Origin of the sequence: Streptomyces sp. NPDC001507 (assembly GCF_042894765.1) — a bacterium.
Taxonomy (GTDB): Bacteria; Actinomycetota; Actinomycetes; order Streptomycetales; family Streptomycetaceae; genus Streptomyces.
This window is the reverse complement of the sequence record NZ_JBIAVV010000008.1, coordinates 231526-257748: the sequence shown is the minus strand read 5'-3', so window position 1 is coordinate 257748 and position 26223 is coordinate 231526. Positions and strand designations below refer to the sequence as shown.

26 protein-coding genes and 1 pseudogene are annotated in these 26223 nt (G+C 72.2%); 16 read left to right on the top strand and 11 right to left on the bottom strand.

Features of this window, described 5'->3' with window-relative positions:
- Window positions 1-9: 9 nt before the first annotated feature.
- Window positions 10-870, bottom strand: coding sequence for a 3-hydroxybutyryl-CoA dehydrogenase (locus ACFY0K_RS26260; protein ID WP_390641907.1), 861 nt, complete (start codon window positions 868-870; stop codon window positions 10-12).
- Between the two features lie 170 nt (window positions 871-1040).
- Between ACFY0K_RS26260 and ACFY0K_RS26255 the strand changes: the two genes are divergently transcribed.
- Window positions 1041-2273 (top strand): glycoside hydrolase family 10 protein, encoded by a 1233-nt coding sequence (locus ACFY0K_RS26255; protein ID WP_390641906.1) that lies wholly within the window; start codon window positions 1041-1043, stop codon window positions 2271-2273.
- A gap of 128 nt (window positions 2274-2401) precedes the next feature.
- Here ACFY0K_RS26255 and ACFY0K_RS26250 read toward each other — a convergent pair whose 3' ends face one another.
- Window positions 2402-2602 (bottom strand): DUF1918 domain-containing protein, encoded by a 201-nt coding sequence (locus ACFY0K_RS26250; RefSeq protein ID WP_351958866.1) that lies wholly within the window; start codon window positions 2600-2602, stop codon window positions 2402-2404.
- A 13-nt stretch (window positions 2603-2615) separates the two neighbouring features.
- Window positions 2616-3578: a DMT family transporter gene (locus tag ACFY0K_RS26245; protein ID WP_390641905.1), complete on the bottom strand. Its 963-nt coding sequence runs from the start codon at window positions 3576-3578 to the stop codon at window positions 2616-2618.
- Between ACFY0K_RS26245 and ACFY0K_RS26240 the strand changes: the two genes are divergently transcribed.
- From ACFY0K_RS26240 to ACFY0K_RS26230, 3 genes are all read left to right on the top strand, one after another.
- Entirely contained in the window at window positions 3577-5022 is a 1446-nt protein-coding gene (locus tag ACFY0K_RS26240) for a PLP-dependent aminotransferase family protein (RefSeq protein ID WP_390641904.1), read from the top strand. The two genes, ACFY0K_RS26245 and ACFY0K_RS26240, sit on opposite strands and share 2 nt — an antisense overlap.
- A gap of 43 nt (window positions 5023-5065) precedes the next feature.
- Complete coding sequence (locus ACFY0K_RS26235; protein WP_351958863.1) at window positions 5066-5524, top strand: GNAT family N-acetyltransferase; 459 nt, start codon at window positions 5066-5068, stop codon at window positions 5522-5524.
- A gap of 104 nt (window positions 5525-5628) precedes the next feature.
- Complete coding sequence (locus ACFY0K_RS26230; RefSeq protein ID WP_390641903.1) at window positions 5629-6222, top strand: histidine phosphatase family protein; 594 nt, start codon at window positions 5629-5631, stop codon at window positions 6220-6222.
- A 164-nt stretch (window positions 6223-6386) separates the two neighbouring features.
- Here ACFY0K_RS26230 and ACFY0K_RS26225 read toward each other — a convergent pair whose 3' ends face one another.
- The gene (locus ACFY0K_RS26225) at window positions 6387-6827 is read right to left on the bottom strand and encodes a DUF6314 family protein (protein WP_390641902.1); all 441 of its coding nucleotides are present in this window, start codon (window positions 6825-6827) and stop codon (window positions 6387-6389) included.
- A 289-nt stretch (window positions 6828-7116) separates the two neighbouring features.
- Between ACFY0K_RS26225 and ACFY0K_RS26220 the strand changes: the two are divergent.
- Window positions 7117-7812, top strand: a pseudogene (locus ACFY0K_RS26220) (alpha-N-arabinofuranosidase); the annotation flags it as partial.
- Here the strand turns inward: ACFY0K_RS26220 and ACFY0K_RS26215 are convergent.
- Window positions 7799-8233 (bottom strand): carboxymuconolactone decarboxylase family protein, encoded by a 435-nt coding sequence (locus ACFY0K_RS26215; protein ID WP_352366363.1) that lies wholly within the window; start codon window positions 8231-8233, stop codon window positions 7799-7801. The pseudogene ACFY0K_RS26220 and the gene ACFY0K_RS26215 sit on opposite strands and share 14 nt — an antisense overlap.
- Window positions 8234-8394: 161 nt before the next feature.
- A complete protein-coding gene (locus ACFY0K_RS26210; protein WP_390641901.1) occupies window positions 8395-9303 on the bottom strand; it encodes a LysR family transcriptional regulator in 909 nt (302 codons plus the stop codon).
- Between the two features lie 81 nt (window positions 9304-9384).
- On the opposite strand from ACFY0K_RS26210, the gene ACFY0K_RS26205 reads away from it, so the two are divergent.
- The 11 genes from ACFY0K_RS26205 (at window position 9385) to ACFY0K_RS26155 (ending at window position 20967) form a co-directional block, all read left to right on the top strand.
- Window positions 9385-10320: a DMT family transporter gene (locus ACFY0K_RS26205; RefSeq protein WP_390642070.1), complete on the top strand. Its 936-nt coding sequence runs from the start codon at window positions 9385-9387 to the stop codon at window positions 10318-10320.
- 196 nt (window positions 10321-10516) lie between these two features.
- Window positions 10517-13141, top strand: a complete 2625-nt coding sequence (locus ACFY0K_RS26200; RefSeq protein ID WP_390641900.1) for a YfhO family protein — start codon at window positions 10517-10519, stop codon at window positions 13139-13141.
- A 24-nt stretch (window positions 13142-13165) separates the two neighbouring features.
- A complete protein-coding gene (locus ACFY0K_RS26195) occupies window positions 13166-14140 on the top strand; it encodes a glycosyltransferase family 2 protein (RefSeq protein WP_351958857.1) in 975 nt (324 codons plus the stop codon).
- Window positions 14140-14613: a GtrA family protein gene (locus ACFY0K_RS26190; RefSeq protein ID WP_390641899.1), complete on the top strand. Its 474-nt coding sequence runs from the start codon at window positions 14140-14142 to the stop codon at window positions 14611-14613. The genes ACFY0K_RS26195 and ACFY0K_RS26190 overlap by 1 nt, the downstream gene beginning before the upstream one ends.
- A gap of 45 nt (window positions 14614-14658) precedes the next feature.
- The gene (gene argC / locus ACFY0K_RS26185; RefSeq protein ID WP_390641898.1) at window positions 14659-15687 is read left to right on the top strand and encodes an N-acetyl-gamma-glutamyl-phosphate reductase; all 1029 of its coding nucleotides are present in this window, start codon (window positions 14659-14661) and stop codon (window positions 15685-15687) included.
- Window positions 15684-16835 carry a bifunctional glutamate N-acetyltransferase/amino-acid acetyltransferase ArgJ gene (gene argJ, locus ACFY0K_RS26180; RefSeq protein ID WP_390641897.1) on the top strand — a complete coding sequence of 384 codons (1152 nt, stop codon included), beginning with the start codon at window positions 15684-15686 and terminating at the stop codon, window positions 16833-16835. Before argC ends, argJ begins: the two co-directional genes overlap by 4 nt.
- On the top strand, window positions 16832-17734 hold the full coding sequence (gene argB, locus ACFY0K_RS26175; protein ID WP_390641896.1) for an acetylglutamate kinase: 903 nt from the start codon (window positions 16832-16834) through the stop codon (window positions 17732-17734). Before argJ ends, argB begins: the two co-directional genes overlap by 4 nt.
- Complete coding sequence (locus ACFY0K_RS26170; protein WP_390641895.1) at window positions 17731-18927, top strand: acetylornithine transaminase; 1197 nt, start codon at window positions 17731-17733, stop codon at window positions 18925-18927. The genes argB and ACFY0K_RS26170 overlap by 4 nt, the downstream gene beginning before the upstream one ends.
- Window positions 18928-18934: 7 nt before the next feature.
- Complete coding sequence (locus ACFY0K_RS26165; RefSeq protein WP_351704256.1) at window positions 18935-19480, top strand: arginine repressor; 546 nt, start codon at window positions 18935-18937, stop codon at window positions 19478-19480.
- A 151-nt stretch (window positions 19481-19631) separates the two neighbouring features.
- Window positions 19632-20219, top strand: coding sequence for an RNA polymerase sigma factor (locus ACFY0K_RS26160; protein WP_390641894.1), 588 nt, complete (start codon window positions 19632-19634; stop codon window positions 20217-20219).
- Window positions 20209-20967, top strand: a complete 759-nt coding sequence (locus ACFY0K_RS26155) for a zf-HC2 domain-containing protein (RefSeq protein ID WP_390641893.1) — start codon at window positions 20209-20211, stop codon at window positions 20965-20967. Before ACFY0K_RS26160 ends, ACFY0K_RS26155 begins: the two co-directional genes overlap by 11 nt.
- Here ACFY0K_RS26155 and ACFY0K_RS26150 read toward each other — a convergent pair.
- The 5 genes from ACFY0K_RS26150 to ACFY0K_RS26130 all read right to left on the bottom strand — a co-directional run bounded on the left by ACFY0K_RS26150 (window position 20962) and on the right by ACFY0K_RS26130 (window position 26180).
- Window positions 20962-22734, bottom strand: coding sequence for an ABC transporter ATP-binding protein (locus ACFY0K_RS26150; protein ID WP_390641892.1), 1773 nt, complete (start codon window positions 22732-22734; stop codon window positions 20962-20964). The two genes, ACFY0K_RS26155 and ACFY0K_RS26150, sit on opposite strands and share 6 nt — an antisense overlap.
- 76 nt (window positions 22735-22810) lie before the next feature.
- Window positions 22811-22978, bottom strand: coding sequence for a hypothetical protein (locus ACFY0K_RS26145; protein ID WP_390641891.1), 168 nt, complete (start codon window positions 22976-22978; stop codon window positions 22811-22813).
- A 182-nt stretch (window positions 22979-23160) separates the two neighbouring features.
- Window positions 23161-23901 (bottom strand): FAD:protein FMN transferase, encoded by a 741-nt coding sequence (locus tag ACFY0K_RS26140; RefSeq protein ID WP_390642069.1) that lies wholly within the window; start codon window positions 23899-23901, stop codon window positions 23161-23163.
- 55 nt (window positions 23902-23956) lie between these two features.
- Window positions 23957-24751 (bottom strand): FMN-binding protein, encoded by a 795-nt coding sequence (locus tag ACFY0K_RS26135; RefSeq protein WP_390641890.1) that lies wholly within the window; start codon window positions 24749-24751, stop codon window positions 23957-23959.
- A gap of 46 nt (window positions 24752-24797) precedes the next feature.
- Window positions 24798-26180 (bottom strand): ferric reductase-like transmembrane domain-containing protein, encoded by a 1383-nt coding sequence (locus ACFY0K_RS26130; protein ID WP_390641889.1) that lies wholly within the window; start codon window positions 26178-26180, stop codon window positions 24798-24800.
- Window positions 26181-26223 lie beyond the last annotated feature (43 nt).

Genomic DNA, 26223 nt, shown 5'->3' with positions numbered 1-26223 from the left:
CGCGTGTGATCAGCCGTACGTGTAGAACCCCGACCCGGTCTTCCGCCCCAGCCGGCCCGCCTCGACCATGCGCTGGAGCAGCGGGGGAGCGGCGTACAGCGGCTCCTTGTACTCGGCGTACATGCTGTTCGCGATGGAGACGATGGTGTCCAGGCCGATCAGGTCCGACAGCTTCAGCGGGCCCATCGGGTGGGCGCAGCCCATCTCCATGCCGTTGTCGATGTCCTCGCGGCTCGCGATGCCGGACTCGAACATCCGGATGGACGAGAGCAGGTACGGCACCAGCAGCGCGTTGACCACGAAGCCGGAGCGGTCCTGGGCGCGGATCGCGTGCTTGTCGAGCACCTTCTCGGCGAACATCTGGGCGCGGCTGAGGGTGCCCTCGGACGTGGTGAGCGCCGGGATCAGCTCGACCAGCTTCTGCACCGGGGCCGGGTTGAAGAAGTGGATGCCGATGACGTGGTCCGGCCGGGAGGTGGCGACGGCCAGCTTCACCAGCGGGATGGAGGAGGTGTTGGAGGCCAGGATCGCGTCCGGGCGGGTCACCACCTGGTCGAGCACCTGGAAGATCTCCGTCTTCACCTGCTCGTTCTCGACGACGGCCTCGATCACCAGGTCCCGGTCGGCGAACTCGCCGAGGTCCGTGGTGAAGCTGAGCCGGTCGAGCGTGGCGTCCCGCTCCGCCTCGCTGATCTTGCCGCGCTCGGCGGCCTTGGCCAGGGAGTTGTGCAGCCGGGTGCGGCCGATCTCCAGGGCCTCGCCGGTGGTCTCGGCGACCCGCACGTCCAGACCGGCGCGGGCGGCGACCTCGGCGATGCCCGCTCCCATCTGGCCGCAGCCCACGACTCCGACCTTCTCGATGTCGGTCACATCGTCCCCTTCGCTGATCTACGAGCGGCCGGCAGGACTCCGGATCCGGCGCCTGCTCCGTTCGAGCACGTTACCCGTAAGTATCGATGATCGATCGTCCGGGTGCGGGCATCCTGTGCCGCGGAGGCGATCCGTGCTCGCGCGGATCCGGAGAGTGAGAGGGTCTTACGATGGCACGAGTGTCTCGCAGGGCGTTCGCGTCGGCGGCCCTGGCCGTCCTGGCGTCGGCCGCACCCGGCGTGGCCGCGCCGGCGGGACGGCCGCCCCGCCGGGCGGTCACCGAGATGCGCGGCATGTGGCTCGCGACCGTCTCCAACCATGACTGGCCCTCGCGCACCGGACTGTCGGCGTCCGCCCAGCGCAAGGAGCTGACCACCCTCCTCGACAAGGCCGTCGACCACCGCCTCAACGCCGTGATGTTCCAGGTACGGCCCACCGCCGACGCCTTCTGGCCCTCGCCCCACGAACCCTGGTCGGAGTACCTCACCGGCACCCAGGGCAAGGACCCCGGCTGGGACCCGCTGGGCACCGCCGTCGAGGAGGCCCACGCCAGGGGCCTGCAGCTGCACGCCTGGTTCAACCCGTACCGGATCGCCAACCAAACCGACCCGGGCAAGCTGGTGGCCTCCCATCCGGCCCGCAAGCACCCGGACTGGGTGGTGCCGTACGGCGGCAGGCTCTACTACAACCCGGGCATCCCGGCCGTCCGCGCCTTCGTGGAGCAGGCGATCCTCGACGCGGTCGCCAAGTACCCCGTGGACGCGGTCCACTTCGACGACTACTTCTACCCGTACCCGGTGGCCGGCCAGACCTTCGACGACGACGACGCGTACGACACCCACGGCGGCGGCTTCTCGTCCCGATCGGCCTGGCGGCGGGACAACATCGACAAGCTCGTCGCCGAGACCGCCGCCGCGGTGCGGAAGCTGCGGCCCGGCACCCGGTTCGGGATCAGCCCGTTCGCGGTGTGGCGCAACGCCGCCACCGACTCCCGCGGCTCCGACACCACCGCGGGCGTCGAGACGTACGACGACCTGTACGCGGACACCCGGAAATGGGTGCAGAAGAACTGGATCGACTACGTCGTCCCGCAGGTGTACTGGCAGATCGGCAACGCCGCCGCCGACTACGCCAAGGTGGTCGACTGGTGGGCGGGCGTGGCCAAGGGGTCCGGGACCCGGCTCTACATCGGCGAGGCCCTCTACCAGGCAGGAGCCTCCGGCGCCGCCGCGGCCTGGCAGGACCCGGCCGAGCTCTCCCGGCACCTCACCCTGGTCGGCCGGTACGCACAGGTCGGCGGGCATGTGTACTTCTCCGCGAAGGACGTTTCCGCCGACCGGATCGGGGCGCTCGCCCGGGTGGTCGCCGACCACTACGAGCAGCCGGCGACCGCACCGAGCTGACAGGTCCGTCACGGTTCCCGTGCCCGCCAGGGGCGCTGGGGGTACCCCCGGCCGAAGGCCGGGGGAGGAACTGCGCGATCAGCCCCCCACCGGCCCGCGGCGGACGAACGGGCCGACCAGCGGAGCGCCTAGTGCTGTTCGTGGATCTCCCGGTGCCTGACCTGGCAGTCGGGACCGGGGGACATGATGGCCTCGTGGCCGTCCTCGAAGCGGACCCGGTAGGGCGGGTTGCCCTCGGGGCCGAGTACCTGGACGACTTCCGAGACCTGGTCGTGCTGTCCGACCACCCTGCCGTGCTGGACAAGCTGGTCGCCCTCGGATGCACGCATCTCCAGGGCCTCCTCACGATCGCGATCGTTGGGTGACGGCGATGCACACGAGCACGGCGGCGGCCGTGAGTGGAGCGGCCGCGGTGAGGTGCTCGCCCAGCAGCAGCACCGACCACACCAGTGTGAGCAGCGGCTGGGCCAACTGCAACTGGCTGGCCTTCGGAATGCCGACGGCCGCCATTCCCCGGTACCAGACCACCAGGCCGAGGAACTGCGAGCCCGCCGCCACCCACAGCACACCGGCCACCCCGTGCGCGTTCCAGACCACCGGCTCGTACGACAGCGCGAGCACGGCGGCCGGCACGGTCAGCGGCAGGCAGCCCACCAGCGCCCAGCCGATGACCTGCCAGCCCGGCATGATCCGGGCCAGCCGGCCGCCCTCGGTGTACCCGGCCGCGCACACCACCAGGGCCGCGAACAGGTAGCCGTCGGCCGCCGTGAGCGCCCCGCCGCTCTGGGCGACCGTGAACGCCAGCACGGCCACCGCCCCCGCCAGGGCCGCCGCCCAGAAGGTGCGGGACGGGCGGATGCCCATGCGCAGGGCCGAGAAGAGGGCGGTGGTCAGCGGGAGCAGGCCCACCACGACGGCCGCGTGCGAGGTGGTGGAGGTCTCCAGGGCGAGCGTGGTCAGCAGCGGGAAGCCGAGCACGACCCCGGCCGCGACGACCGCCAGCCCCGCCCAGTGCCGCCGCTCGGGCAGCCGTACCCGAAGGAACAGCAGGCAGCAGCCCGCCATGGCCGCCGCGAGCACGCTGCGCACCGCCACCAGCGCCCACGGCCCGAAGCCCTCCAGCCCCCAGGCCGTGGCCGGGAAGGTGAGGGAGAAGGCGACGACACCGAGCGCGGCCTGGAGAGTGCCGAGCCGGTGGGCGGAGCCGGCGGCGGGGGAAGCGGCCGGGGAAGGGACCGCGGTGTCGGCCGGTGGCGTGCCCACCGCTATCGAAGTCGGGCTGGTAGCGCTACTCTGTGTTCTCATGCATGAGCGTAGCAGTGTCGTGGAACTGGTGGAACAGCTACGGCGGGACCTCGACCGCTACTCGGTAGGTGGAAAGCTCCCGTCGAGCCGAGCCCTCGTCGAGCGGTTCCGGGTGTCCCCGGTGACCGTCTCCCGGGCGCTGGCCCAGCTGGTCGCGGAGGGGCTGGTCGTCACCCGGCCCGGCGCCGGCGCCTTCAAGGCCCCGCCGCGTCCCGCGGCCGAGCCCGTCGGGGACACCTCCTGGCAGGAGGTGGCGCTCAGCGCCGACGGTGCCCTCGACGTGGTCCCGCGCACCGTCGACGCGTCCGGGGTCACCGTGTGCCTCGCCGCCCCGCCGCCCGGCGTGCTGGAGCTCAGCGGTGGCTACCTGCACGCCTCCCTGGAGCCCGAGCGTGCGATGGCGGCGGCCCTGGCGCGGGCCGGCCGCCGCCCCGGCGCCTGGGGCCGGCCGCCGCTCGAAGGCCTGCCCGAGCTGCGCGAGTGGTTCGCACGGGACATCGGCGGCGCGGTCACCGCCGCCGAGGTACTGATCGCGTCCGGCGGCCAGTCCGCCCTGGCCACCGCCCTGCGCGCACTCGCCCCGCCGGGCGCCCCGGTCCTGGTCGAGTCGCCCACCTACCCCGGCATGCTCGCCATCGCCCGCGCGGCCGGCCTCCGCCCGGTCCCGGTCCCGGTCGACCCCGAGGGCGTCAGGCCCGCCCTCCTCGCCGACGCCTTCAGGGCCACCGGCGCCCGGGTGTTCGTCTGCCAGCCCCTCTTCCAGAACCCGACCGGCGCCGTCCTCGCCCCGGACCGCCGCGCCGAGGTGCTGCGCATCGCCCGCGCGGCCGGCGCGTTCGTGATCGAGGACGACTACGTACGACGCCTGGTGCACGCCGACGCGGGCCCGCTGCCCCGCCCGCTGGCCGCCGACGACCCCGACGGAGTCGTCGTCCACGTCGGCTCGCTCACCAAGGCCACCTCGCCGAGCTTCCGGGTGGCCGCCCTGGCCGCCCGCGGCCCGGTCCTGGAACGGCTGCGGGCCATCCAGATCGTCGACACCTTCTTCGTTCCCCGCCCCCTCCAGGAGGCGGCCCTCGAACTCGTCGGCTCCCCCGCCTGGCCCCGCCACCTGCGCAACCTCGCCGCCGAGCTGAAGACCCGCCGCGACGCCCTCACCGGAGCCCTCGCCCACCACATCCCCGAACTCGCCCTGCCGCACATCCCCTCCGGCGGCTACCACCTCTGGCCGCGCCTGCCCGAAGGCACCGACGACACCACCCTGACCGCCGCCGCCCTCCGCGCCGGAGTCGCCATCACCCCGGGCCGCCCGTACTTCAGCGCCGAGGCACCGGCCGCCCACGTCCGGCTGAGCTTCGCCGCGGTCGCGGGGACGGGGGAGATCCTGGAGGGGGTACGACGGCTGCGGGCCGCGTGCGACGAGGTGCTGCGTCCCAGGTCCTGAAATCCGATCGACGCCGCGGCAGCCGACCGGTGAGGATCCCCGCATGACCGACACACCAGGCCTGCCCGAGGGCTACGAGTTCTCCGCCGACACCGACCGCGTGGACGTCGAGCGCGTCCACCGCTGGCTGTCGACCGACGCCTACTGGGCGACCGGCCGCCCGCTGGACCAGCACGAGCGCGCGATGGCGGGCTCGCTGAACTTCGGGGTCTACGACACCGTCACCGGGGAGCAGGTGGCGTACGCGCGCGTGGTGACCGACCAGGCGCTGTTCGCGTGGCTCTGCGACGTCTACGTCGACCCGTCGGTGCGCGGCAAGGGTGTCGGCACCGCGATGGTCGGCGCGGTCCGCGAGCACCTGCGGCCGTCCGGCGTGCGGCGCGTGCTGCTGGCGACCCACGACGCCCACGGGGTCTACGCGAAGCTCGGATTTGCCCCGCTCGAACACCCGGACCAGTGGATGGCGCTCTACTACACGTCGCCCGAGGGACATTCCGGCTGACTTGTCGGACTCCTCCTGACCTTTGGGTAACGTTTCCTCCACGTCCGCCAACTCACCGCCCGATCGCCCTTGACCTGCGCACATGTGCGTCACACCATCGCCGCATGCCACTTCGGGTCACGTTCGTCGCGGCCGCGCGCAGCTCACCGCTGCTCGCGGAGCGCTTCCAGGACGACCGCCCGCTGGACCAGGCGGGCTGGGACGAGGTGCAGCGTGTCGCCGGTGAGCTCCTGCCCCTCGCGGCGGCCGAGCTGCGCTACTGCTCGCCGACGCCGCGCAGCCGCGCGACCGGCGACGCCCTGGGCTATGCCCCGCTGGTCCAGCTCGCGCTGCGCGACTGCGACATGGGCCGCTGGCGCGGGCTGACACTGGGCGAGGCGATGGCCAGGGAGCCGGACCAGGTGGACGCCTGGCTCTCCGACCCGCTCGGCGCCCCGCACGGCGGCGAGTCGCTCCTGGCGTTCATCACCCGGGTCGGCGGCTGGCTCGACACCCGCCCCGTGGGCGACGGCGACCGTATCGTCGCCGTCGCGGAGCCCTCGGTGATCCGGGCCGCCCTCGTCTACGCCCTCAAGGCGCCGCCCGCGACCTACTGGAACATCGACGTACGCCCGCTCTCGACGACCACGGTGACGGGCCGGGGCGGCCGCTGGAACCTGCGGTTCGACCCGTCGTCGGCTCAGACCTCCCGCGCGTAGCCGCTCCGCTGGGAGGGCCGACCTGGGTCGCCGGTCGGCTGCGGCTCCGTCGTGGCTGGTCGCGCAGTTCCCCGCGCCCCTGACGGGGTGCGGTGCGGCGGGTCGTCGTTCTGGTGTGGCGTTGTCGTGGCTGGTCGCGCGGTTCCTCGCGCCCCTAGGGGGCGCTACTGGCGTACGTAGTCGGTGGTCAAAAGCAGGTCCTTTGCCGGGCCGGCCACGCGCCACGCCGTGCGCCAGTGGTCGGCGTCCTGGACGGTGAACTCGCCGCGGTAGAGGTCGGCCGAGCAGGGGTGGTCGGCGATGTGGTGGCCCGATGCCAGGTCCAGGTCGTGGAAGGGGCGGCCGTCGGCGAAGCGCACGTCCGCCGTGCCGGGGTGCGGGCCGGGCAGGAAGCGCAGGGTGCGTTCGGCGGGGCGGGCCACGCCCTGCCAGGTGAACGTGCCCGCCTCCTGGTACAGCAGGCCGCCGCCGTCCAGGGGGCTGAAGAGCGTGGCCCCCTCGAAGCGGCCCTCGCCACCGCCCGCCAGATCGCGCACGGTCCGGTCCACCCGCCACCGCCCGGCCAGATGGGCCAGCACGTCCGCCACCGGCCAGAACTCGCCCACGGTCATCCCTTCGTCGGCCCACCACCCTACGCCGCCCGGGTCCGAGGCCCCCCGCCCCATTGACGCGCTCACGACGCCCTCTTTATCTTGCCGTTCGAAGTGCTGGCCGTAGTCCGATATGTCGAACGAGCCGCGGAATATCCATGTCACGCACCACGCGCACCCGGCTGAGACCCGGCCTGGGGGCAGGCGCCTTCCTGCTCGCCGCCGGTCTTCTCCCGGCCCCCGCCCACGCCGCCGACACCACCGACTACACGATCACCGTCGACCCGGCGGGCCAGGGCGCCAGGATCGACAAGAGTGGACGCACACCGGCGGCGGCAGCTGGGCGGTCCAGGACGGGCAGTACGCCGAGACCTCCGACACCGCCGAGAACACCATGGTCCAGGCCGGCGACCCGTCCTGGCACGACTACGACCTGCAGGTGAAGGCCACCAAGAAGTCCGGCAAGGAGGGCTTCCTCGTCGCCTTAGGCGTCAAGGACACCGGCGACTACTACTGGTGGAACATCGGCGGCTGGAACAACACCCAGACCGCGGTCGAACAGGCCGTCGACGGCAACAAGTCGACGCTGATCGCCAAGCCCGGCTCGGTCGACACCGGCCGCGCCCACGGCATCGACATCAGGGTGCGGGGCCGGCAGGTGACCTTGTACCTCGACGGGCAGGAATGGGGCGGCTTCACCGACGACAAGCCGGCCGAGCCGTTCCGGCAGGTCGTCACCACGGACGGGAAGACCGGCGACCTGATCGTGAAGGTCGTCAACGCCCAGTCCGCCGTGGCCCGTACGGCGATCGACCTCGGCGGCGCCGAGGTCGCGAAGAAGGCCAGGGTGACCACGCTCGCGGCGGCGCCCGGCGCGGTGAACACCGAGACGTCCACCGCGCTCGCCCCGGTCACGTCCACCTTCACCGGCGTCGCCGACCGGTTCACCTACACCTTCCCGGCGGACTCCGTCGCCTTCCTGCGGATCAGGCGGAAGTAGCGTCCGGCGCGGGCTGCTCGCCGACCGGCAGCAGCCCGCGCTCGGCGAACACCTTCTTGGCGACGAAGGTCGCGTTCAGCGCCTTGGGGAAGCCGCAGTACCCGGCCGCGTGCATCAGGGTCTCGACGATCTGCTCCGGTGTGAGACCCACGTTCAGGGACGCGTTGATGTGCACCTCCAGCTGGGGCTCGCAGCCGCCCAGCGCGGTGAGCATGCCCAGGGTCACCAACTGCCGATCCCGGGGCGCCAGCTGGGGGCGGCTGTAGATCTCGCCGAAGCCCCACGCGACGATCTGGTGGCCCAGCTCGGGACTGATGTCGGAGAGCGAGTCGATGACCCGCTGCCCGGCCTCGCCGTCGACCGTCCGCAGGACCTCGAGGCCGTGGGCGAAACGCTCTTCGCGGGTGCTGTTCTCGGTCATGTCAGCTCTTCCGTTCTCCTCGGAACCGGTCGCGGGAAGAACGCTAGGAGCTGGAGTGTGCTCCAGGTCAAGCCGGTGCCGGCATCAGCCCAACGCGCGCGGCACGGCGGCCCGTTCGTCGAGGTGGGTCCGACTGTAGTCGGTAGCGGCCGTACAGGGCGTCAGCCCTGACCCCTGCTTCGGATGACCTCCGCGGCCGCGACGAGCTCGCCGAGAACGGTGCGCACCGCCCTGCGGGCCGTGCGCTCGGGGCGGTGGAGGACGTCGATGTGGCGGTGGGCCTCGATGCCCGCGAGGGGGCGGAGGGTGACGTCCGGGTGCGGTCGGGAGGTCCAGCGGGGCATCAGGGCGACGCCGCCGCCCGCGGCGACCACCTCGGCGACCACGGCGATCTCGTTGACCCGGTGCACCACGTCGACCCGGCGCCCCGCCGCGGCAGCGATCGCCTCGACCGTAGCCAGCAGCGGGAAGCCGTCGTGCACGGTGATCCAGGGCTGGTCGGCGACGTCGTGCGCGGTCAGGGCGTCCCGTGCGGCCAGCGGGTGGCCGGCCGGCAGGGCGATGTCGAGCGGTTCGCGCAGCAGCGGGGTGGCCGTGGCGGTCCGGGGCCAGGGCGGGGCGTGGTCCAGACGGTGGGCCAGGACCAGGTCGTAGCCGCGGGTCAGGGGCGGGAAGCCGGCCTGGGCCACGTCCTCGTCGTGGAGGGCGAGCCGGGGGGATCCCGGCCCGCGCAGCCGCCGTAGCAGCAGGGGGAAGAACGCGGCGGCTCCGCTGTGGAAGGCGGCCAGCGACACCGTGCCGGCGGGTTCGTCGACGTACGCGTCGATGGTGTGCCGGGCCCGGGCCAGTGCCGCCTCCACGCCGATCGCCGCGTCCGCCAGGGCCTGCCCGGCCGGTGTGAGGACCAGCCGGCGGCCCGCCCGCTCGGTGAGCGGGACCGGGACCGAGCGCTGGAGCAGCCGCAGCTGCTGCGAGATCGCCGAGGGCGTGACCCGCAGCGCCTCGGCGACCGCCGTGACACTGCCCAGTTCGCCCAGCTCCCGCAGGACCCGCAGCTGACGTTCGTCCACGGCGTGAGTGTAGCGCTGCTAAAGGATCGGTTGAGAAGGTCGTCGTTTACTTCAACGTCCGTGGCGTGGATCGTGAACGGCATGCCGACCACCCGCCGTATCGACGTGGTGCTCCTGGCCGTCGCCGTCGTCTGGGGCTCCAGCTACCTGACGGCGAAGACGGCCACGGACGCCCTGCCCGTGCCGACCGTCCTCTTCGTGCGCTACGCCGTCGCCGCGCTCGCGTGCGCGGCCCTGCTGCTCCGGTTCCGCGGTGCGACCGGCCGCCTCACGCGGGACGAGAAGGTCTACGGGGGGCTGCTCGGCCTCACACAGGCCGCCGTCCTCGTCCTGGAGACGTACGGCGTCGCGCACACCAGCGCCGGGAACGCGGGCCTGATCATCAGCCTCACCCTCGTCCTCACCCCGGTCCTGGACCGAGTCGGTCTGCCGGGACGGTTCTTCCTCGCCGCCGGGGTGTGTCTGGCGGGTGTCGGGCTGCTCGTCTCGGGAAACGGGCTGCGTGCCCCCGGAGCCGGTGACCTGCTGATGCTCGCGGCGGCCGTGGTGCGCGCCGGTCACGTGGCGCTGGTCGGCCGGGTGACCACGGGCCGGGCCCTGCGCCCGCTGCAGCTGACCGCCGTGCAGTGCGCCGTCGGCGCCGTCCTGTTCCTGTTGCCCGCGGCCTCCGGACTGCCCACGCTCGCCCGGACCGGCGCCGCCACCTGGGCCCAGCTCCTCTACCTGGCCCTCTTCTGCGGTCTGTTCGCCTTCCTCGCCCAGACCTGGGCGGTCCAGCGCACCTCCGCGACCCGGGCCGGGCTCCTGCTGGGCACCGAACCGGTGTGGGCCCTGCTGGCCGGCACCGCCCTCGGCGGTGAGCGGCTCACCGTCCTGTCCGTCCTCGGAGCCACCCTCGTCGTCTCGGGAACGTACTGGGGTCAAGCCCTCGAACGCACACATCGCGGACGCTCCTCGGCCGCGGCTCGTGACGCGGCCCCGCACCGCGCCGGTACAGGCGTCACACAGGCGAGTTAACCTGCGAAACATATTCCGGAAAGCTATTGTTTCCTTTGAGGTCGTGAATTCTTTCCCATAGCGCACGCGGATTCGGAATTCGGCTTATTACTTCACAGGCGTGACACAACCATCCGGAACCTCTACCCGTCTAAGTCGGCGAAACACCGACCTGCGGGGAGTGACGACCCCGTTTTTTATCTGGGGGCCGCGCAGAATGAATCGCACCGTCCTGGCCGGGCGCGAACAGGAGGCGAAACCGGCGGGAGGCGAGGAGGGACGGGAAAACGGCCCGGTGAAATGGCGGAGAGCCGATCCGGGAGCGGCCGCCGCGCTGCTCGCGGCACTTCTCACCACCGTGGCGTTCTGTGCCGCCGACGTGATCGCCCGCAGCTACCCGTTCGGGCCCCGAACCCGCAGCGTCAACGACCTCGGCAACCAGTACGTGCCCTTCCACGCCCACCTCTGGGACCTGCTGCACGGCAGGGCCGACGGCGGGCTTCTCGTCAACTGGCAGTCCGGCTACGGCTCCAGCTTCCTGCCGGACCTCGGCACCTATGTGAGCAGCCCGTTCGCGCTCCTCGTCGCCCTCTTCCCGCGTGACGAGATCGACCTCGCGGTGTACACGGTCACCGTGCTGAAGACGGCGGTCGCCGGTGCCGCCATGGCCTGGCTGCTGATGAGCCTGCGCCGGGGCCGCTGGTGGGCGGCGGGCGTCCTGGGCGCCTCCTACGCCCTGTGCGGCTGGAGCCTCGCCCTCGCCTCGTACAACCCGATGTGGCTCGACGGCCTGATCGCGCTGCCGCTGTTCTGCCTGGTCGGCGAGTGGGCGATGACCGGCCGGCGCCCGCTGCCGAGCGTGCTGATCGTGGCGCTCGCCTGGATCGCCAACTTCTACACCGCCTACATGGCCACCCTCGGCGCCGCCCTGGTGCTGCTGCTCCGGCTGGTGCTCGCCGAGCTGCCCTGGCGGCGCGCCCTCGCGGTGGTGGGCCGGGCCGCGGTGACCGTCGGGCTGGGCATCGGCCTGGCCGCGCCCCTGGTGATCGTCGTGTACTCCGGCACCAAGCACGCGTACCCGGGCCGCGACGGCCACTTCGCCCCGGCCGGCACCGAGGACCTGCTCGCCCGGCTGCTGCCGACGACCTACAGCTACGGCTCCCCGGCCCTCTACGTCGGCATCACCGCGCTGGTGCTCGCCCTCGCGCTGCCCTTCCACCGGAAGGTCCCGGTCCGGGTGCGGGCCGGCTGGACGGTCCTGGTGCTCGCGGTCGCCCTCTCCCTCCAGTGGGCGCCGACCAGCCTGGCCTGGCACGCCTTCGCCGCCCCGAACGGCAGTTCCTACCGGCAGGCCTTCGTGCTCTGTGCCCTGCTGGTCATCGCCGCCTGGCACGCACTCGCCTACGGGCTGCCCGGCCGGCGGGCACTCGGCGCGGCCGCCGTCCTGCTGGTCCTGGTCGCCGCCGCCGCGAGCCGCAGCGCCCTGACCCGGCAGCACGGCCACCACACCTGGCCGGTGGTGGTGCTCGCGGCCGCGGGCACGTTCGGCGGGCTCGCCCTGCTCGGCCTGCGGCACGGCAGGCCGGTGCTGGCCGGGCTGGCCGTGGCGCTGCTGATCGGCGCCCAGTTCGGCGAGGCCGCCGCCACCTCGGCCGTGGCCACCCGGATGCGGCTCGGCCACATGGACGACTACGCGCCCTGGGGCGACCGCCAGCAGAAAGAGGCGGAAGCGGTCGCGAGCGCCGACGCCTGGCCCGCGTACCGCACCGAACCCGGCCGCGACCAGACCGTGTCCAACGACCCCATGATGGTCGGCGGCCAGGGCTCCCAGTACTACAGCAGCCTCACCGCCGACGTCCTCAGCCGCACCCTCACCGCGCTCGGCGACGGCTGGACCTCGCGCGGCCGCAGCCTGCAGAGCCTCGACAACCCGGTCACCGACGCGGTCTTCGCCGTGGGCGCCCGGGTGCACAACCCGCCCGACCCGCACCAGAAGTGGCTGCCCCAGAGCGGCGGCCCCTCCACCGTCACCCGCGAGGACGTCCCGCCGCTGGTCACGGTACGGCCCACCGCCGCGCACTCCACCCCGGCCGCCTTCGGCCCGTCCCCCTACCGCAACCAGGAACTCCTGCTCGGCGCCCGCGTCTACACCCTGCCCCGCACCACCCTCAGCGGTGTGCGCAAGGGCGACGCGGCGCGGGGCCTGCTGGTCGACGGAGCGCAGACGATCACCGCGCAGTGCCGGCCCGGGAGTTCGGTCTTCCTGTGGGCACCGCACTACTCGGGTACCGCCCGACTCGCCGGCGGCGGCGCGCAGAAGCTGTTCCGGTCCGACGCCGAAAACGCGAAGATCGCCGCGATGCAGCCGCTCGGCACGGTGGGCGGCACCGGGCTGATCCGGATCGACCTCAAGCCCAACACGCTCAGCCGCGTCCCGGCACAGGGCGCGGTCGGCTGCCTCGACACCGCGAGACTGCGCACCGCCGTACAGCACCTGAAGTCCACCGGCGCGACCAAGGTGACCGTCTCCGACGGCACCCTGCACGCGCAACTGCCCGCAGGGAGCAGGGGAACCGCCGTGGTGGCCGCCCCGCGGATCGCCGGCTGGCGCTGCTCCGCCGGCGGCGACGAGGTCCCGGCGGGTGAGTTCCACGGCCTGATCGCCGTCCCGCTCGGCGCCTCCGCCACCAGCCTGACCTGCACCTTCCACCCGCCCGGCCTGCGCCTGGGCACCGCCGTCGGCGGCGCCTCGCTGCTGACCCTGATCCTCATCGGCACCGTCTCGGCCGTACGCCGCAGAGCCGCCGCCCGTCCCGGCGAGCGCACGACCACCGCTCACTGACCCGTCCCCAGGGGGAAGAAACCCATGCTGATATCGATCGTCGCGCCCTGTTACAACGAGGAAGACGTCATAGAGCGCTTCCACGAGCAGGTCCAGAAGATCGCCAACGAACTGCTGCCGCTCGGCCACGACATGGAGTTCGTGTACGTCGACGACGGCAGCCGCGACCGCACCCTGCCCCTCCTCAGCAAGATCGCCGACGGTGACTCGCGCGTCCGGTACGTCTCCTTCAGCCGCAACTTCGGCAAGGAAGCGGCCCTGCTGGCGGGCCTGAAGCACGCCACCGGCGACGCCGTGATCGTCATGGACGCCGACCTGCAGCACCCGCCGGCGCTGATCAAGCGCATGGTCGAACTGCGCGGCGAGGGCTACGACCAGGTCATCGCCAAGCGCACCCGGCAGGGCGACCGCGTCACCCGCACCCTCACCGCCCGCCTCTACTACCGGCTCATCAACCGCATGGTCGACGTCGAACTCGTCGACGGCGTGGGCGACTTCCGGCTGATGTCGCGCCGGGTGGTGGACGCGATCGTGAACCTCACCGAGTACAACCGTTTCTCCAAGGGCCTGTTCGCCTGGGTCGGCTTCCCCAGCACCACCTTCGAGTACGAGAACGCGGTGCGCGAACACGGCAGCAGCTCCTGGTCGTTCCGCAGCCTGCTCAACTACGGCCTCGACGGACTGCTCTCCTTCAACAACCGCCCGCTGCGCGCCGCGCTCTACCTCGGCCTGACCCTGCTGGCCCTGGCCGGCGCGTACACGGCGTGGATCGTCGGCGGCGCGATGATCAACGGTGTCCAGACGCCCGGCTATGTCACCATCATTACAGCCGTCACCGCCCTGGCCGGCGTACAGATGATCATGCTCGGGGTCATCGGCGAGTACACCGGCCGGATCTACTACGAGGTCAAGGGGCGCCCGCACTTCCTGGTGAAGGCGACGAACGTGGACCGAACGGAAGACCGCAGCCGCGGCACGACGAAGGACCTCATCCCCTGATGCCGAACGCCACCCTGCCGACCGCCACCGGACCGGCCCGCCCGATATCCGGGCAGATCATCACCTTCGCGGTGGTCGGCGTCGTCAACACCGCGACGTACTACGGCCTTTACCTGCTTCTTCTGAGGAGTTTGCCTTATCTGGCGGCGCATATTCTCGCGTTTTTCCTGAGCATGATCGGCTCCTTTTTTCTCAATGCGAAGTTCACTTACCGGACGCGTCCCACCTGGCGGAAATTCCTGCTGTTCCCGCTGACCAACGCCACGAATTTCGTGATCACCACCGTGGGGGTGTACGTGATCGTCGACGTCCTGCACGCGGGAAGCAGGTTCGCTCCGCTGATGGCGTCGGCGGCGGCGATTCCGGTGACGTTCGTCGTCTCCCGCTGGGTCATGCTGCAGCGCCCCGAAGGTGCGCCAGGAACGGCTGGGCCGGCCGCGCCGGTGCCGCGCGCGAACGATCCCGTTGCATAAAAGTGCAACGGACCGTATAGTCATGCCATCTGGAGGAGGATGGACATGGCGGTACGTGCGGCGGTGGCCGGGGCGAGCGGATACGCGGGCGGAGAGGTCCTGCGGCTGCTCCTCGCGCACCCCGAGGTCGAGATCGGCACCCTGACCGGCAACTCCAACGCGGGCCAGCGCCTCGGCGCGCTCCAGCCCCATCTGCTCCCGCTGGCCGACCGGGTGCTGGCGGAGACGACCCCCGAGGCCCTCGCCGGGCACGACGTGGTCTTCCTCGCGCTCCCGCACGGGCAGTCCGCCGCCGTCGCCGAGCAGCTCGGCCCGGACGTCCTCGTCGTCGACATGGGCGCCGACTTCCGGCTGGCCGACCCGGCCGACTGGGAGCGCTTCTACGGCTCCCCGCACGCCGGCACCTGGCCCTACGGCCTCCCCGAACTTCCGGGTGCCCGCGCCGCGCTGGAGGGGTCCAAGCGCATCGCGGTACCCGGTTGCTACCCCACCGCGGTCTCCCTCGCCCTGTACCCGGCCTACGCCGGCCAGATCGCCGAGCCCGAGGCGCTGATCGTCGCCGCGTCCGGCACCTCCGGCGCGGGCAAGGCGCCCAAGCCGCACCTGCTGGGCAGCGAGGTCATGGGCTCCATGTCGCCGTACGGCGTCGGCGGCGGCCACCGGCACACCCCCGAGATGATCCAGAACCTGAGCGCGGTGGCGGGGGAGCGGGTCGCCGTCTCCTTCACGCCGACGCTCGCGCCGATGCCCCGGGGCATCCTCGCCACCTGCAGCGCCAAGGCCGTACCGGGTGTGACGGCGGAGTCCGTGCGTGCCGCCTACGAGAAGGCCTACGCCGACGAACCCTTCGTCCACCTGCTCCCCGAGGGGCAGTGGCCCGCCACGGCGTCCGTCCACGGTTCCAACGCCGTTCAGGTGCAGGTCGCATACGACGAGGCGGTGGGCCGCATCATCGCGATCAGCGCCATCGACAACCTGACCAAGGGCACCGCCGGCGGTGCCGTCCAGAGCATGAACCTCGCCCTGGGTCTCGCCGAGACCACCGGGCTGACCACGATCGGAGTTGCGCCGTGAGCGTGACGGCAGCGAAGGGATTCACGGCCGCGGGCATCGCGGCCGGGATCAAGGAGAACGGCAACCCGGACCTGGCCCTCGTGGTCAACACCGGGCCCCGCCGTGCCGCCGCGGGCGTCTTCACCTCCAACCGCGTGAAGGCCGCGCCGGTGCTGTGGTCCGAGCAGGTCCTCAAGAGCGGCCAGGTCTCGGCCGTCGTCCTCAACTCCGGCGGCGCCAACGCCTGCACCGGCCCCAAGGGCTTCCAGGACACCCACGCGACCGCCGAGAAGGTCGCCGAGGTGCTGGGGCGGGGCGCGATCGAGGTCGCCGTCTGCTCGACGGGCCTGATCGGTGTTCTGCTCCCCATGGACAAGCTGTTTCCAGGCGTCGAGACCGCCGCCGCCCAGCTCTCCGAGCACGGCGGGGAGAAGGCCGCCATCGCCATCAAGACCACCGACACCGTGCACAAGACGGCCGTGGTCACCAGGGACGGCTGGACCGTCGGCGGGATGGCCAAGGGCGCCGGCATGCTCGCGCCCGGCCTCGCCACCATGCTGGTCGTCCTCACCACGGACGCGGTCGTCGACAGCGAGGTGCTCGACAAGGCGCTGCGGGCCGCGACCCGGACCACCTTCGACCGTGTCGACTCCGACGGCTGCATGTCCACCAACGACACCGTGCTGCTGCTCGCCTCGGGCGCGGCAGACGTCACCCCGGAGTACGAGGAGTTCGCCGAGGCCGTCCGCGCCGTCTGCGACGACCTGGGCCAGCAGCTGATCCGGGACGCCGAGGGCGCCAGCAAGGACATCAAGGTGGAGGTGGTCAACGCCGCCTCCGAGGACGACGCCGTCGAGGTGGGCCGCTCCATCGCCCGCAACAACCTCCTCAAGTGCGCCATCCACGGCGAGGACCCCAACTGGGGCCGCGTCCTGTCCGCCATCGGCACGACGAAGGCCGCCTTCGAACCGGACCGGCTGAACGTCGCCATCAACGGCGTCTGGGTCTGCAAGAACGGCGGAGTGGGCGAGGACCGCGAGAAGGTCGACATGCGCTACCGCGAGGTGCACATCGTCGCCGACCTCGCCGCCGGCTCCGAGACCGCCACCATCTGGACCAACGACCTGACCGCGGACTACGTCCACGAGAACAGCGCGTACTCGTCATGAGCACCACGCGCAAGCACACCGCGCTGCCCAAGGCCCAGACCCTCATCGAGGCCCTGCCCTGGCTGGTCCGTCACAACGGCAAGACCGTCGTGATCAAGTTCGGCGGCAACGCCATGATCGACGAGGACCTGAAGGCGGCCTTCGCCCAGGACGTCGTCTTCCTGCACCACGCCGGCCTCAAGCCGGTCGTCGTGCACGGCGGCGGCCCGCAGATCAGCGCCGCACTGGACAGGCACGGCATCGTCAGCGAGTTCAAGGCCGGCCTCCGGGTCACCACCGAGGACGCCATGGACGTCGTACGGATGGTGCTCGCCGGGCAGGTCCAGCGCGAGCTGGTCAACCTGCTCAACCAGCACGGCCCGCTCGCCGTCGGACTGACCGGCGAGGACGCCCACACCATCACCGCCACCAAGCACCGGCCCGAGATCGACGGCGAGCTGATCGACATCGGACGGGTCGGCGAGATCACCTCGATCGACACGGGCGCGATCGAGGCCCTGCTCGCCGACGGCCGGATCCCGGTCGTCTCCTCGATCGCCCGCTCCCAGGACGACGGACATGTCTACAACGTCAATGCTGATACGGCGGCTGCGGCACTCGCTGCTGCTCTGGGCGCCGAAACCCTCATGGTCCTCACCGACGTGGAGGGCCTCTACGAGGACTGGCCGAACTCCGACGAGGTGATCAGCCGCCTCACCGCTTCCCAGCTGGAGAAGCTGCTGCCGGACCTCAGCTCCGGCATGGTGCCGAAGATGGAGGGCTGCCTGCACGCCGTACGCAACGGCGTCACCACCGCCCGCGTCATCGACGGCCGGGTCCAGCACTCGATCCTGCTGGAGATCTTCACGGACGAAGGCATCGGCACGATGGTCGTGCCGGACCAGGAGGGGGAGTCATGAGCAACCAGGAACTGACCACGCGCTGGCAGGGCGCCCTCATGAACAACTACGGCACCCCGCGCCTGCCGCTCGTCCGCGGCGAGGGTGTCAGGGTCTGGGACACCGAGGGCCACGAGTACCTCGACTTCGTCGGCGGCATCGCCACCAACGCGCTCGGCCACGCCCACCCCGCGATCGTCGAGGCCGTCAGCGGGCAGATCGCGTCCCTCGGCCACATCTCCAACTTCTTCATGGCCGAGCCCACCGTCGCCCTCGCCGAACGCCTGATCCAGCTCTTCGGCCGGGACGGCCGGGTCTTCTTCTGCAACTCCGGCGCCGAGGCCAACGAGGCCGCCTTCAAGATCGGCCGGCTGACCGGGCGGACCCACATGGTCGCCACCGACGGCGGCTTCCACGGCCGGACGATGGGCGCCCTCGCGCTCACCGGGCAGCCCGCCAAGCAGGACCCGTTCCGCCCGCTGCCCGCCGACGTCACCCACGTGCCCTACGGCGACGCGCAGGCGCTGGCCGCCGCCGTCACCGAGGAGACCGCCCTCGTCGTCATCGAGCCGGTCCAGGGTGAGAACGGCGTGGTCGTGCCCCCGGCCGGCTACCTCAAGGCGGCCCGCGCGATCACCGCCGCCACCGGCGCGCTGCTCGTCCTCGACGAGGTGCAGACCGGGATCGGCCGCACCGGCACCTGGTTCGAGTACCAGGCCCACGAGGGCGTGCTGCCCGACGTCGTCACCCTCGCCAAGCAGCTCGGCGGCGGGCTGCCGCTCGGCGCGACCGTGGCCTTCGGCCGCGCCGCCGAACTGCTCCAGCCCGGCCACCACGGCACCACCTTCGGCGGCAACCCGGTCGCCTGCGCCGCCGGCCTCGCCGTCCTCGACACCATCGAGAACGAGGGGTTGCTGGAGAACGTCAAGCGGCAGAGCGGGAGGCTGCGGGACGGAATCGAGGGTCTCGGCCACCGGTTGATCGATTATGTCCGGGGCGCGGGCCTCCTCCTGGGTATCGTGCTCACCGAGCCGCTGGCAGCGCAGGTGCAGCAGGCGGCTCAGGAGGCCGGGTTCCTGGTGAACGCGCCCGCTCCCGACGTCGTACGGCTGATGCCGCCGCTGAATCTCCGCGACGCCGATGCGGACGCGCTGCTGCGTGCCCTGCCCGGCATCCTCGACGCAGCGAGCGGGGACGGACGATCCGGAGAATGAGACGACGATGAGCCAGGCGCAGGAGTTCGACCAGTCGGGCGGGGCGGGGCCCGCGGTGCCGCAGACCCGGACCGCCCGGCACCGCCGGATCGTGGACATCCTCAACCGGCAGCCGGTGCGCTCGCAGAGCCAGCTCGCGAAACTGCTGTCCGACGACGGGCTGACGGTGACCCAGGCGACGCTCTCCCGGGACCTCGACGAGCTGAACGCGGTGAAGATCCGCAACACCGACGGCGAGCTGATCTACGCGGTACCCAGCGAGGGCGGATTCCGCACCCCGCGCGCCCCGCTCGGGGAGTCGGCGAAGGAGGAGCGGATGCGCCGCCTCTCCCAGGAGCTCCTGATCTCGGCCGAGGCCTCGGCCAACCTGGTCGTCCTGCGCACCCCGCCCGGCGCGGCCCAGTTCCTCGCGTCCTCGATCGACCAGGCCGAGCTGCACGACATCCTCGGCACCATCGCCGGGGACGACACGGTGCTGCTGATCAGCAGGGAGCCGACCGGCGGCCAGGCCCTCGCGGACCACCTGCTGCGGCTCGCCCAGAACGGCCACTGACGGCCACTCGCCGGGCGCCGGGCGCCGGGAGCCGCCGGCCGACCCGCGTGCGGGGCCCGGTGCGGCGACGGACAATGACCGTGTGAGGTTCCGCGGCGAGCGGTCAGGCGGGTGGGCAATCCCCTGGCGGCCGTCGAACGTACACAGGGGTGTGTCGGGATTCCGGTTCCCTGTCGGCCGTCTCCCGGACGAGGCTCTGCTGTCCGGGCTGGCCACCGGAGACCCGGAGCTCGCCGAGGTCTTCGTACGGAGATTTCAGCACCGGGTCTTCGGGGTCGCGATGGCCGTCACCCGGGACCAGCAGCTTGCCGAGGACGTCGCCCAGCAGACGTTCGAGCGCGCATGGCGGCATGCCCAGATCTACGACTCGCGCCGCGGCTCGGTCGGGACCTGGCTCACCACCATCGCCCACAACCTCGCCGTCGACGCCGTCCGGGCCCGGCGGACGGAACCGATGGCACCCGAGGACCTCGACCCCCTGCTCGACGCGGTCACCGAGACCCCCGAGCGGTGGGCGCTGGCCGACGAGGCCTCCACCCAGCTCCGGGCCGCGCTGGCCCGGCTGCCGAGGGAACAGGCCAGGGCCCTGATGATGGCCGGCATCTACGGCATGACGGCCCAGCAGATCGCCGACGCGGAGCGGATCCCGCTGGGCACGGCCAAGACACGGATCAGAGCGGCGATGGAGAAACTCCGCGCCGCGCTCGCGTGCCCGAAGGGAGGCGACCATGTCCGGTGACGCGCACTGCGCGAAGCTGCGCGAGGCCGGCGCCGAACTGGCGCTGGGCGTCCTGCCCGGCCGCGAGCGGGCCGAGGCGGTCGCCCATCTGGACGGGTGCGCGGACTGCCGGGAGTACGTGCGCCGGCTCACCGGGATCGGCGACCGGTTGATCGGCCTGCTGCCGGAGAGCGATCCGCCGCCCGGCTTCGAGACCCGGGTGGCGCGCAGCCTGGCCGAGCAGGCGGCAGGGACCGAGGGGGCCCGGCGGCCCGCCTACGCCGCCCAGGTCCGGCGCGGCCGCGTCCGGCGCCTGCGGCTGCGGCTCGCCGCGGTCGCCGCCACCGCCGCGGTCGCGGTCGGCTTCGCCGGCTGGGCGATCGGCAGCGCCGTCGAGGGCGCAGTCACCGCCTCGCCGCCCGCGGTGGCGTCCGAGCCCATGCTGGCCGGGGACATGATCCCGGCAGGCGGCGGAGAGCCCGTCGGCGAGATCTACGCCCACCCCGGCATCCCCGCCTGGATGTTCGTCTCCGTCGCCCTCCCCGGCACCCCCTACAAGGACAGGGTCACCTGCCTCCTGGCACGCGCCGACGGTACGACCACGCGGGTCGGCGACTTCCCCCTGCGGGGCGGACGCGGCAACTGGGGCGTGGCGGTCCCCGTGGACCTCACCAGGTACTCGGCTGCCCGACTCACCTCCGCCGACGGCACCCTCCTCGCCACCGCCGAGCTGCAGAAGGGCGAGATGGTGACGCCGGAGGGGTCATGACAGCACGGCTCCCGAGCCGAGCCGGTGCAGCAGGGCGTACGGCCCCTGCCGCCCGAGCAGGTCCGCGGGCGCGCCGTACTCGACGACGCGGCCGTGGTCGAGCACCACGATCCGGGTGGCGTCGCGGACGGTCGGCAGCTGGTGCGAGACGACGACGGTGGTCCGCCCGGCCATGAGCCTGCGCAGCGGCTCCATGACCCGCCGCGCCGAGCGGACGTCCAGCCCGGCGGTGGGCTCGTCCAGCAGGAGCACCGGGGCGTCCCGGATCATCGCGCGGGCGATCGCCAGCCGACGGCACTGGCCCCCGGAGAGCGTCCGGCCGCGCTGCCCGACGAGCGTGTCGTAGCCGTCCGGGAGCCGCTCGACGAACTCGTGGGCGTCCGCGGCCCGCGCCGCCGCGACGATCTCCGCCTCCGTCGCCGACGGCCGGCCGTAGGCGATGTTCTCGCGCACGGTGCCGTGGAAGACGAGGGTCTCCTGCAGCACCACCGCGACGTTCTCCCGGACGTCGGTCAGGCTGAGCTCGCGCAGATCGGTCCCGTCGAGGCGGACCGCGCCCCGGTCGGGGTCGTAGAACCGCAACTGCAGCTTCGCGAGCGTGGACTTGCCCGACCCGCTCGCCCCGACCAGCGCCACCGTCTCCCCGGGAGCCGCCCGGAACGACACGTCGGACAGCGCCCAGGCCTCGGTGCCGGGATAGCGGAACCACACCCCGTCGAACTCCAGGGTGCCGCGCGCCCGGCGGAGCCGGCGCGCGCCGGCCGCCTCGGTCACCTGGGGCCGCTCGTCGAGCAGCTCGATGATCCGTTCCGCGGCGGCGGAGGCCGTGTAGAAGGTGGTGCCGAGCCCGGACAGCCCGTGGACCGGGCTGTACAGCTTGCCGATCAGCGCGAGGAAGACCAGCAGTCCGCCGAGCGTGAGCTGACCCTGGGCCAGCTTCCAGGTGCCGAGGGCCAGCACCGCGAGGCCGCCGGTCACCTCCACGAACTCGACCGCGGGCGCGTACGCGGCGCGGATACGCGCCGAGGCCATCGCCGCCCGGAACCGGCCGGTGTTCTCCTGCTCGAAGCGGCGTGCCTCCCACGCCTGCCGGTTGTACGCCTGCACGAGTACGGCGTTGCCGAGCGATTCCTCGGCGATCGCGCCGAGCGCCCCGCCGCGCCGCCTGCGCTCCCGCGAAGCCTCCCTGACCAGCCGCGAGAAGTACCGGGCCGCGCCCCAGAACAGCGGTACGACGACGAGGGCGAGCAGGGTCAGGTCCCAGCGCAGGTAGAGCAGCATGCCGAGGTAGACGCCCAGGCTGATCACGTAGTACAGGGCGTCCGCGACACCCGAGAGCAGGAACGTCTCCACCGCGTCGACGTCACCCGTCACCCTCGACAGGACGTCCCCGAGCCGCCGGCGCTCGAAGAAGCCGAGCGAGAGCCCCTGGACATGCCGGAAGACGTCGGCGCGCAGGGCGAGCAGGAAGCGTTCGCCGACCCAGGTGGAGGTCACGTCGTCGGCGTAACCGAGGACGCCGGAGCAGAGGACGAGGCCGAGGTAGGCGGGCGCGATCCACAGGAAGGGGCGCAACTCCCGGCCGACGAGCACGTCGTCGACGACGAACTTGAAGAGCCAGAGCTCCGCGGCGTCGACGGCCGGGCCGGTCAGGCTCAGCACGACGAGCGGCACGAGCCAGCGGCGGCCGCCTCGCGTGTAGGGCCAGAACCGCCGGAAGACCTCGCGTGGGGGGACCGGGGGAGCGGCCGTGACCACTTGCGCCATGAGAGGGGGTCCTCGGAGAACACCGGCGGAGCGGCCCGGCTGACCCGTAGCCGGTCCGCTCCGTCATTCGGTGTGGTCAGTAGTGGTCGTGACCGTGGTCGTGCCGGTCGCGGTCGTGGTCGTGACCGTGGTCGTGCCGGTCGTGGTCGTGACCGTGGTCGTGTCGGTGACCGTGCCGGTCGCCGTGGTCGTGGTCGTGGTCGTGGTCGTGCTTGAACGGCATCAGGTTGCTGAAGACGGCCATGGTGTTTCCTCCCGAAACTTGCGTCACAGGGGGTACGGCCGGGGAGGGGATCGGGATGGCTCTTTACGGACAAATCCCAAGAAATTTTCGGCTGCGGGCCGGTGGGAGCTGGTCGCGCAGTTCCTCCCCCGGCCGAAGGCCGGGGGAGGAACCCTGCAAGCGCCGGTAAGCGTCCCCCCGCCTCAGCCCAGACGCGCGGCCAGCCCCCCGGTGCACCGCACCTCGTCCCCCGCCGTGATCAACAGCCCCTCCACGTCCGGCAGCGACTCCAGCCAGGCCAACCCGGCCCGCGACCCCATCGCGAACGCCGCCGTCGCCCAGCAGTCCACCCACGTCAGCCGCGGTCCCACCACCGTCACCGCCACCAGATCCGTCACCGCCGACTTCCCGGTCCGCGGATCGACGATGTGGGCGCCCCGCTCCGCCGTACCGGACGTGGCGACCGCCAGTTCCGGCACCCCCGTCGCCGAGATCACCGCCGCCAGCCCGCCGGGCCGCAACGGATCGGCGATGCCCACCCGCCACGCCCGCGTCGGCTCGGGCGCGCCGAACATCTGGACGTCTCCGCCGCCGTTCACGCTCACGCCCCGCACCCCGGCCACCCGCGCCAGCGTCTGCGCCGCCCGCTCCGCGGACCAGCCCTTCACGATCCCGGTGGGATCGAGCCGCCCCCGGTAGCGCGTGCTGAACCAGCCGTCGCTCACCCGCTCCGCCTCGGCCGCCAGTTCCAGCACCTCGGCCACCTCGGGATCGCAGTCGCCGACGCCGATCTCCTCCCGCGCGAGCCGGGACACCTGGCTGTCCTCGCGGTACGTGCTGAACACCTCGTCGACCCGGTGCAGCCCGGCGACCGCCTCGTCCAGGGCCGCCCGTACGGCACCCGGATCCCCGCCGCGGACGTCGAAGGAGAAGACGGTCCCCATGACCTCCTCCGCATGACGCACCGCGGCGGGAGCCTCCGCGGACTCGGCCACCGCCTCAGCCACCGGCCTGGTCCAGCGCCGACTGCAGGGACTGCTTGTAGCCGGTACTGGTGTAGGTGGCCCCGGAGACGGAGTCGATGTTGGCGCTCTGGGCCGCCACCGCCTCCTGGTTGAGCTTCGGGACGGAGAGCGCCGTCTTCTGGTCGCTGGTGCCGCCCTTGGGCGCCTGCACCGCCTCCGCCTTGGTGATCTTCCCGCCGGAGACGGTGATCCGGACCTGGACCGGCCCGTACTGGGTCTGCGCGACCTGCCCGGTCACCGTCTTGGCCTGCGCCTGCGCGGACCCGGAGGAGGACGAGGACCCCGCGGAGGAGCCCGCAGAGCTCGACGCACTCGCCGCCTTCAGCTTGTCCAGCGCCGACTGCAGCGACTGCTTGTAGCCGGTGCTCGTGTACGTCGCCCCGGAGACGGAGTCGATGTTCGCGCTCTGCGCCGCCACCGTCTCCTTGTTGAGCTGCGGCACCGACAGCGCGGTCTTCTGGTCGCTGGTGCCGCCCTTGGGTGCCTGGATCGCCTGGGCCTGGGTGATCTTGCCGCCCGCGACGGTCAGCCGGACCTGGACGACCCCGTACTGCGTCTGGGTCGCGTCCCCGTCCACCGTGGTGCTGCCGGCGGCCCCGGTGCCGCCCTGTGGCGACTCCTGCCCGGCCGCCGCGGCCGACGGGGCCGCGCCCGCCGCCGACGCGGACGCCGGGTCCGACGACGGCTTCAGCGACAGCAGCAGCACGACACCGGACACGGTCGCCGCGGTGGCCAGCACCACACGCCTGATGGGGTGACTCTTCCTCATCGCTTACGAACTCCCGATTCCCTGGATTCCCGTGTGGTCCCGTCGCTCACATCTCGAACGACTCGTGATGGATGCGGCGGGCGGGAACCCCCGCGCCGCGCAGTGCTTCGTACACGCCCTGCGCGAACCCGGGCGGGCCGCACATGAAGACGTCGTGGTCGACGATGTCCGGGATCTTCCGCTGGAGGTTCTCGGCGGAGATGTCAGGACGCTCGCCGTCCGGGCTGTTGACCGCGTACATCAACCGGGCCCCGCGCTCCTTGGCGATCTTGGCCAGCTCGTCCCACAGGGCGAGGTCCTGCGTGGTGTTGGCCCGGTAGAGCAGGGTCAGGTCGCCCGCGGCACCGGGCAGCGTCTCGAACAGCGCCCGCATGGGCGTGATCCCGACGCCGCCCGCCACCAGCAGGACCTTGCCGCGGCTGCGCCGGGACGCGGTCATCGCCCCGTACGGCCCTTCGGCCCACACCTTGGTCCCGGGCCGTAGTTCGCGCAGCCGCGCGCTGTGGTCGCCGATCGCCTTGACGGTGATCCGCAGCATGTCGGGGCGCGGAGCCGCCGACAGGGAGTACGGGTGCGAGCTGAACCGCATCCCGGGGGCCATGAACCGCCAGCGGAAGAACTGGCCGGCCTCCGCGCCCATCCGGTGCAGCTTGCGCCCGCCGATCAGCACGGACACGATGCCCGGCGTCTCCTCGATGACCGCCTCGACCCGCATCCGGTGCCGCAGGTTGAGCCGGATCGGGGTGAGGATCCGGTACCAGACCACCAGCGCGGTGACGGCGCCGTACAGCCCGTACCAGAAGGTCTTGGCCATCGGGGTGAGGGCGAAGTCGTTGCCGGTGGTGATCTGGTGCCAGAACGTCAGGAACACCGCCGCGTAGGTCAGCAGGTGCACGTGGTACCAGGTGTCGTACGGCATCCGGCGCCGCACCGGTCCGATCGAGGTCAGGCCGATGACGACGAACAGGCCGGTCCCGATGGCCGCCTTGCCCATGTCGGGGAGCTGGTTCACGGAGTCGATGGTCTGCTGGACGATGTCGTTCAGCGTCTTGCCGGCCTGCAGCGCGTAGCCCCACATGATGAGGAAGACGTGCGCGAAGACCAGGCAGAGCGTGTAGCGGCCGCTCATCGCGTGCCAGCGGGCGACGCGGTCGGAGCCGACCCGCCGCTCCAGCGCGGGCACCCGGGCCATCTGGAGCACCACGAGTGCCATCAGATAGCCGGCCAGCAGGCCGGTGATCCGGCCCGCGTTGAGGATCTTGCCGTTCTGGTCGGCGATGGACGGGGTGTTGTGCCACCACAGCCAGAGCACGGCCGCCGCGCCCGCCCATACGGCGAGCAGCAGCGGTACGGCCGGTGAGCGGCGCGGGCGGATGCGGCGCATCGTCTGGCGGCGGGCGGCACGTCCGCCTGCGAGCGTGGTGGTCACGGTTCCTCCGTAGGGACTTGACCCTTGGCCCACAGGTACGTGC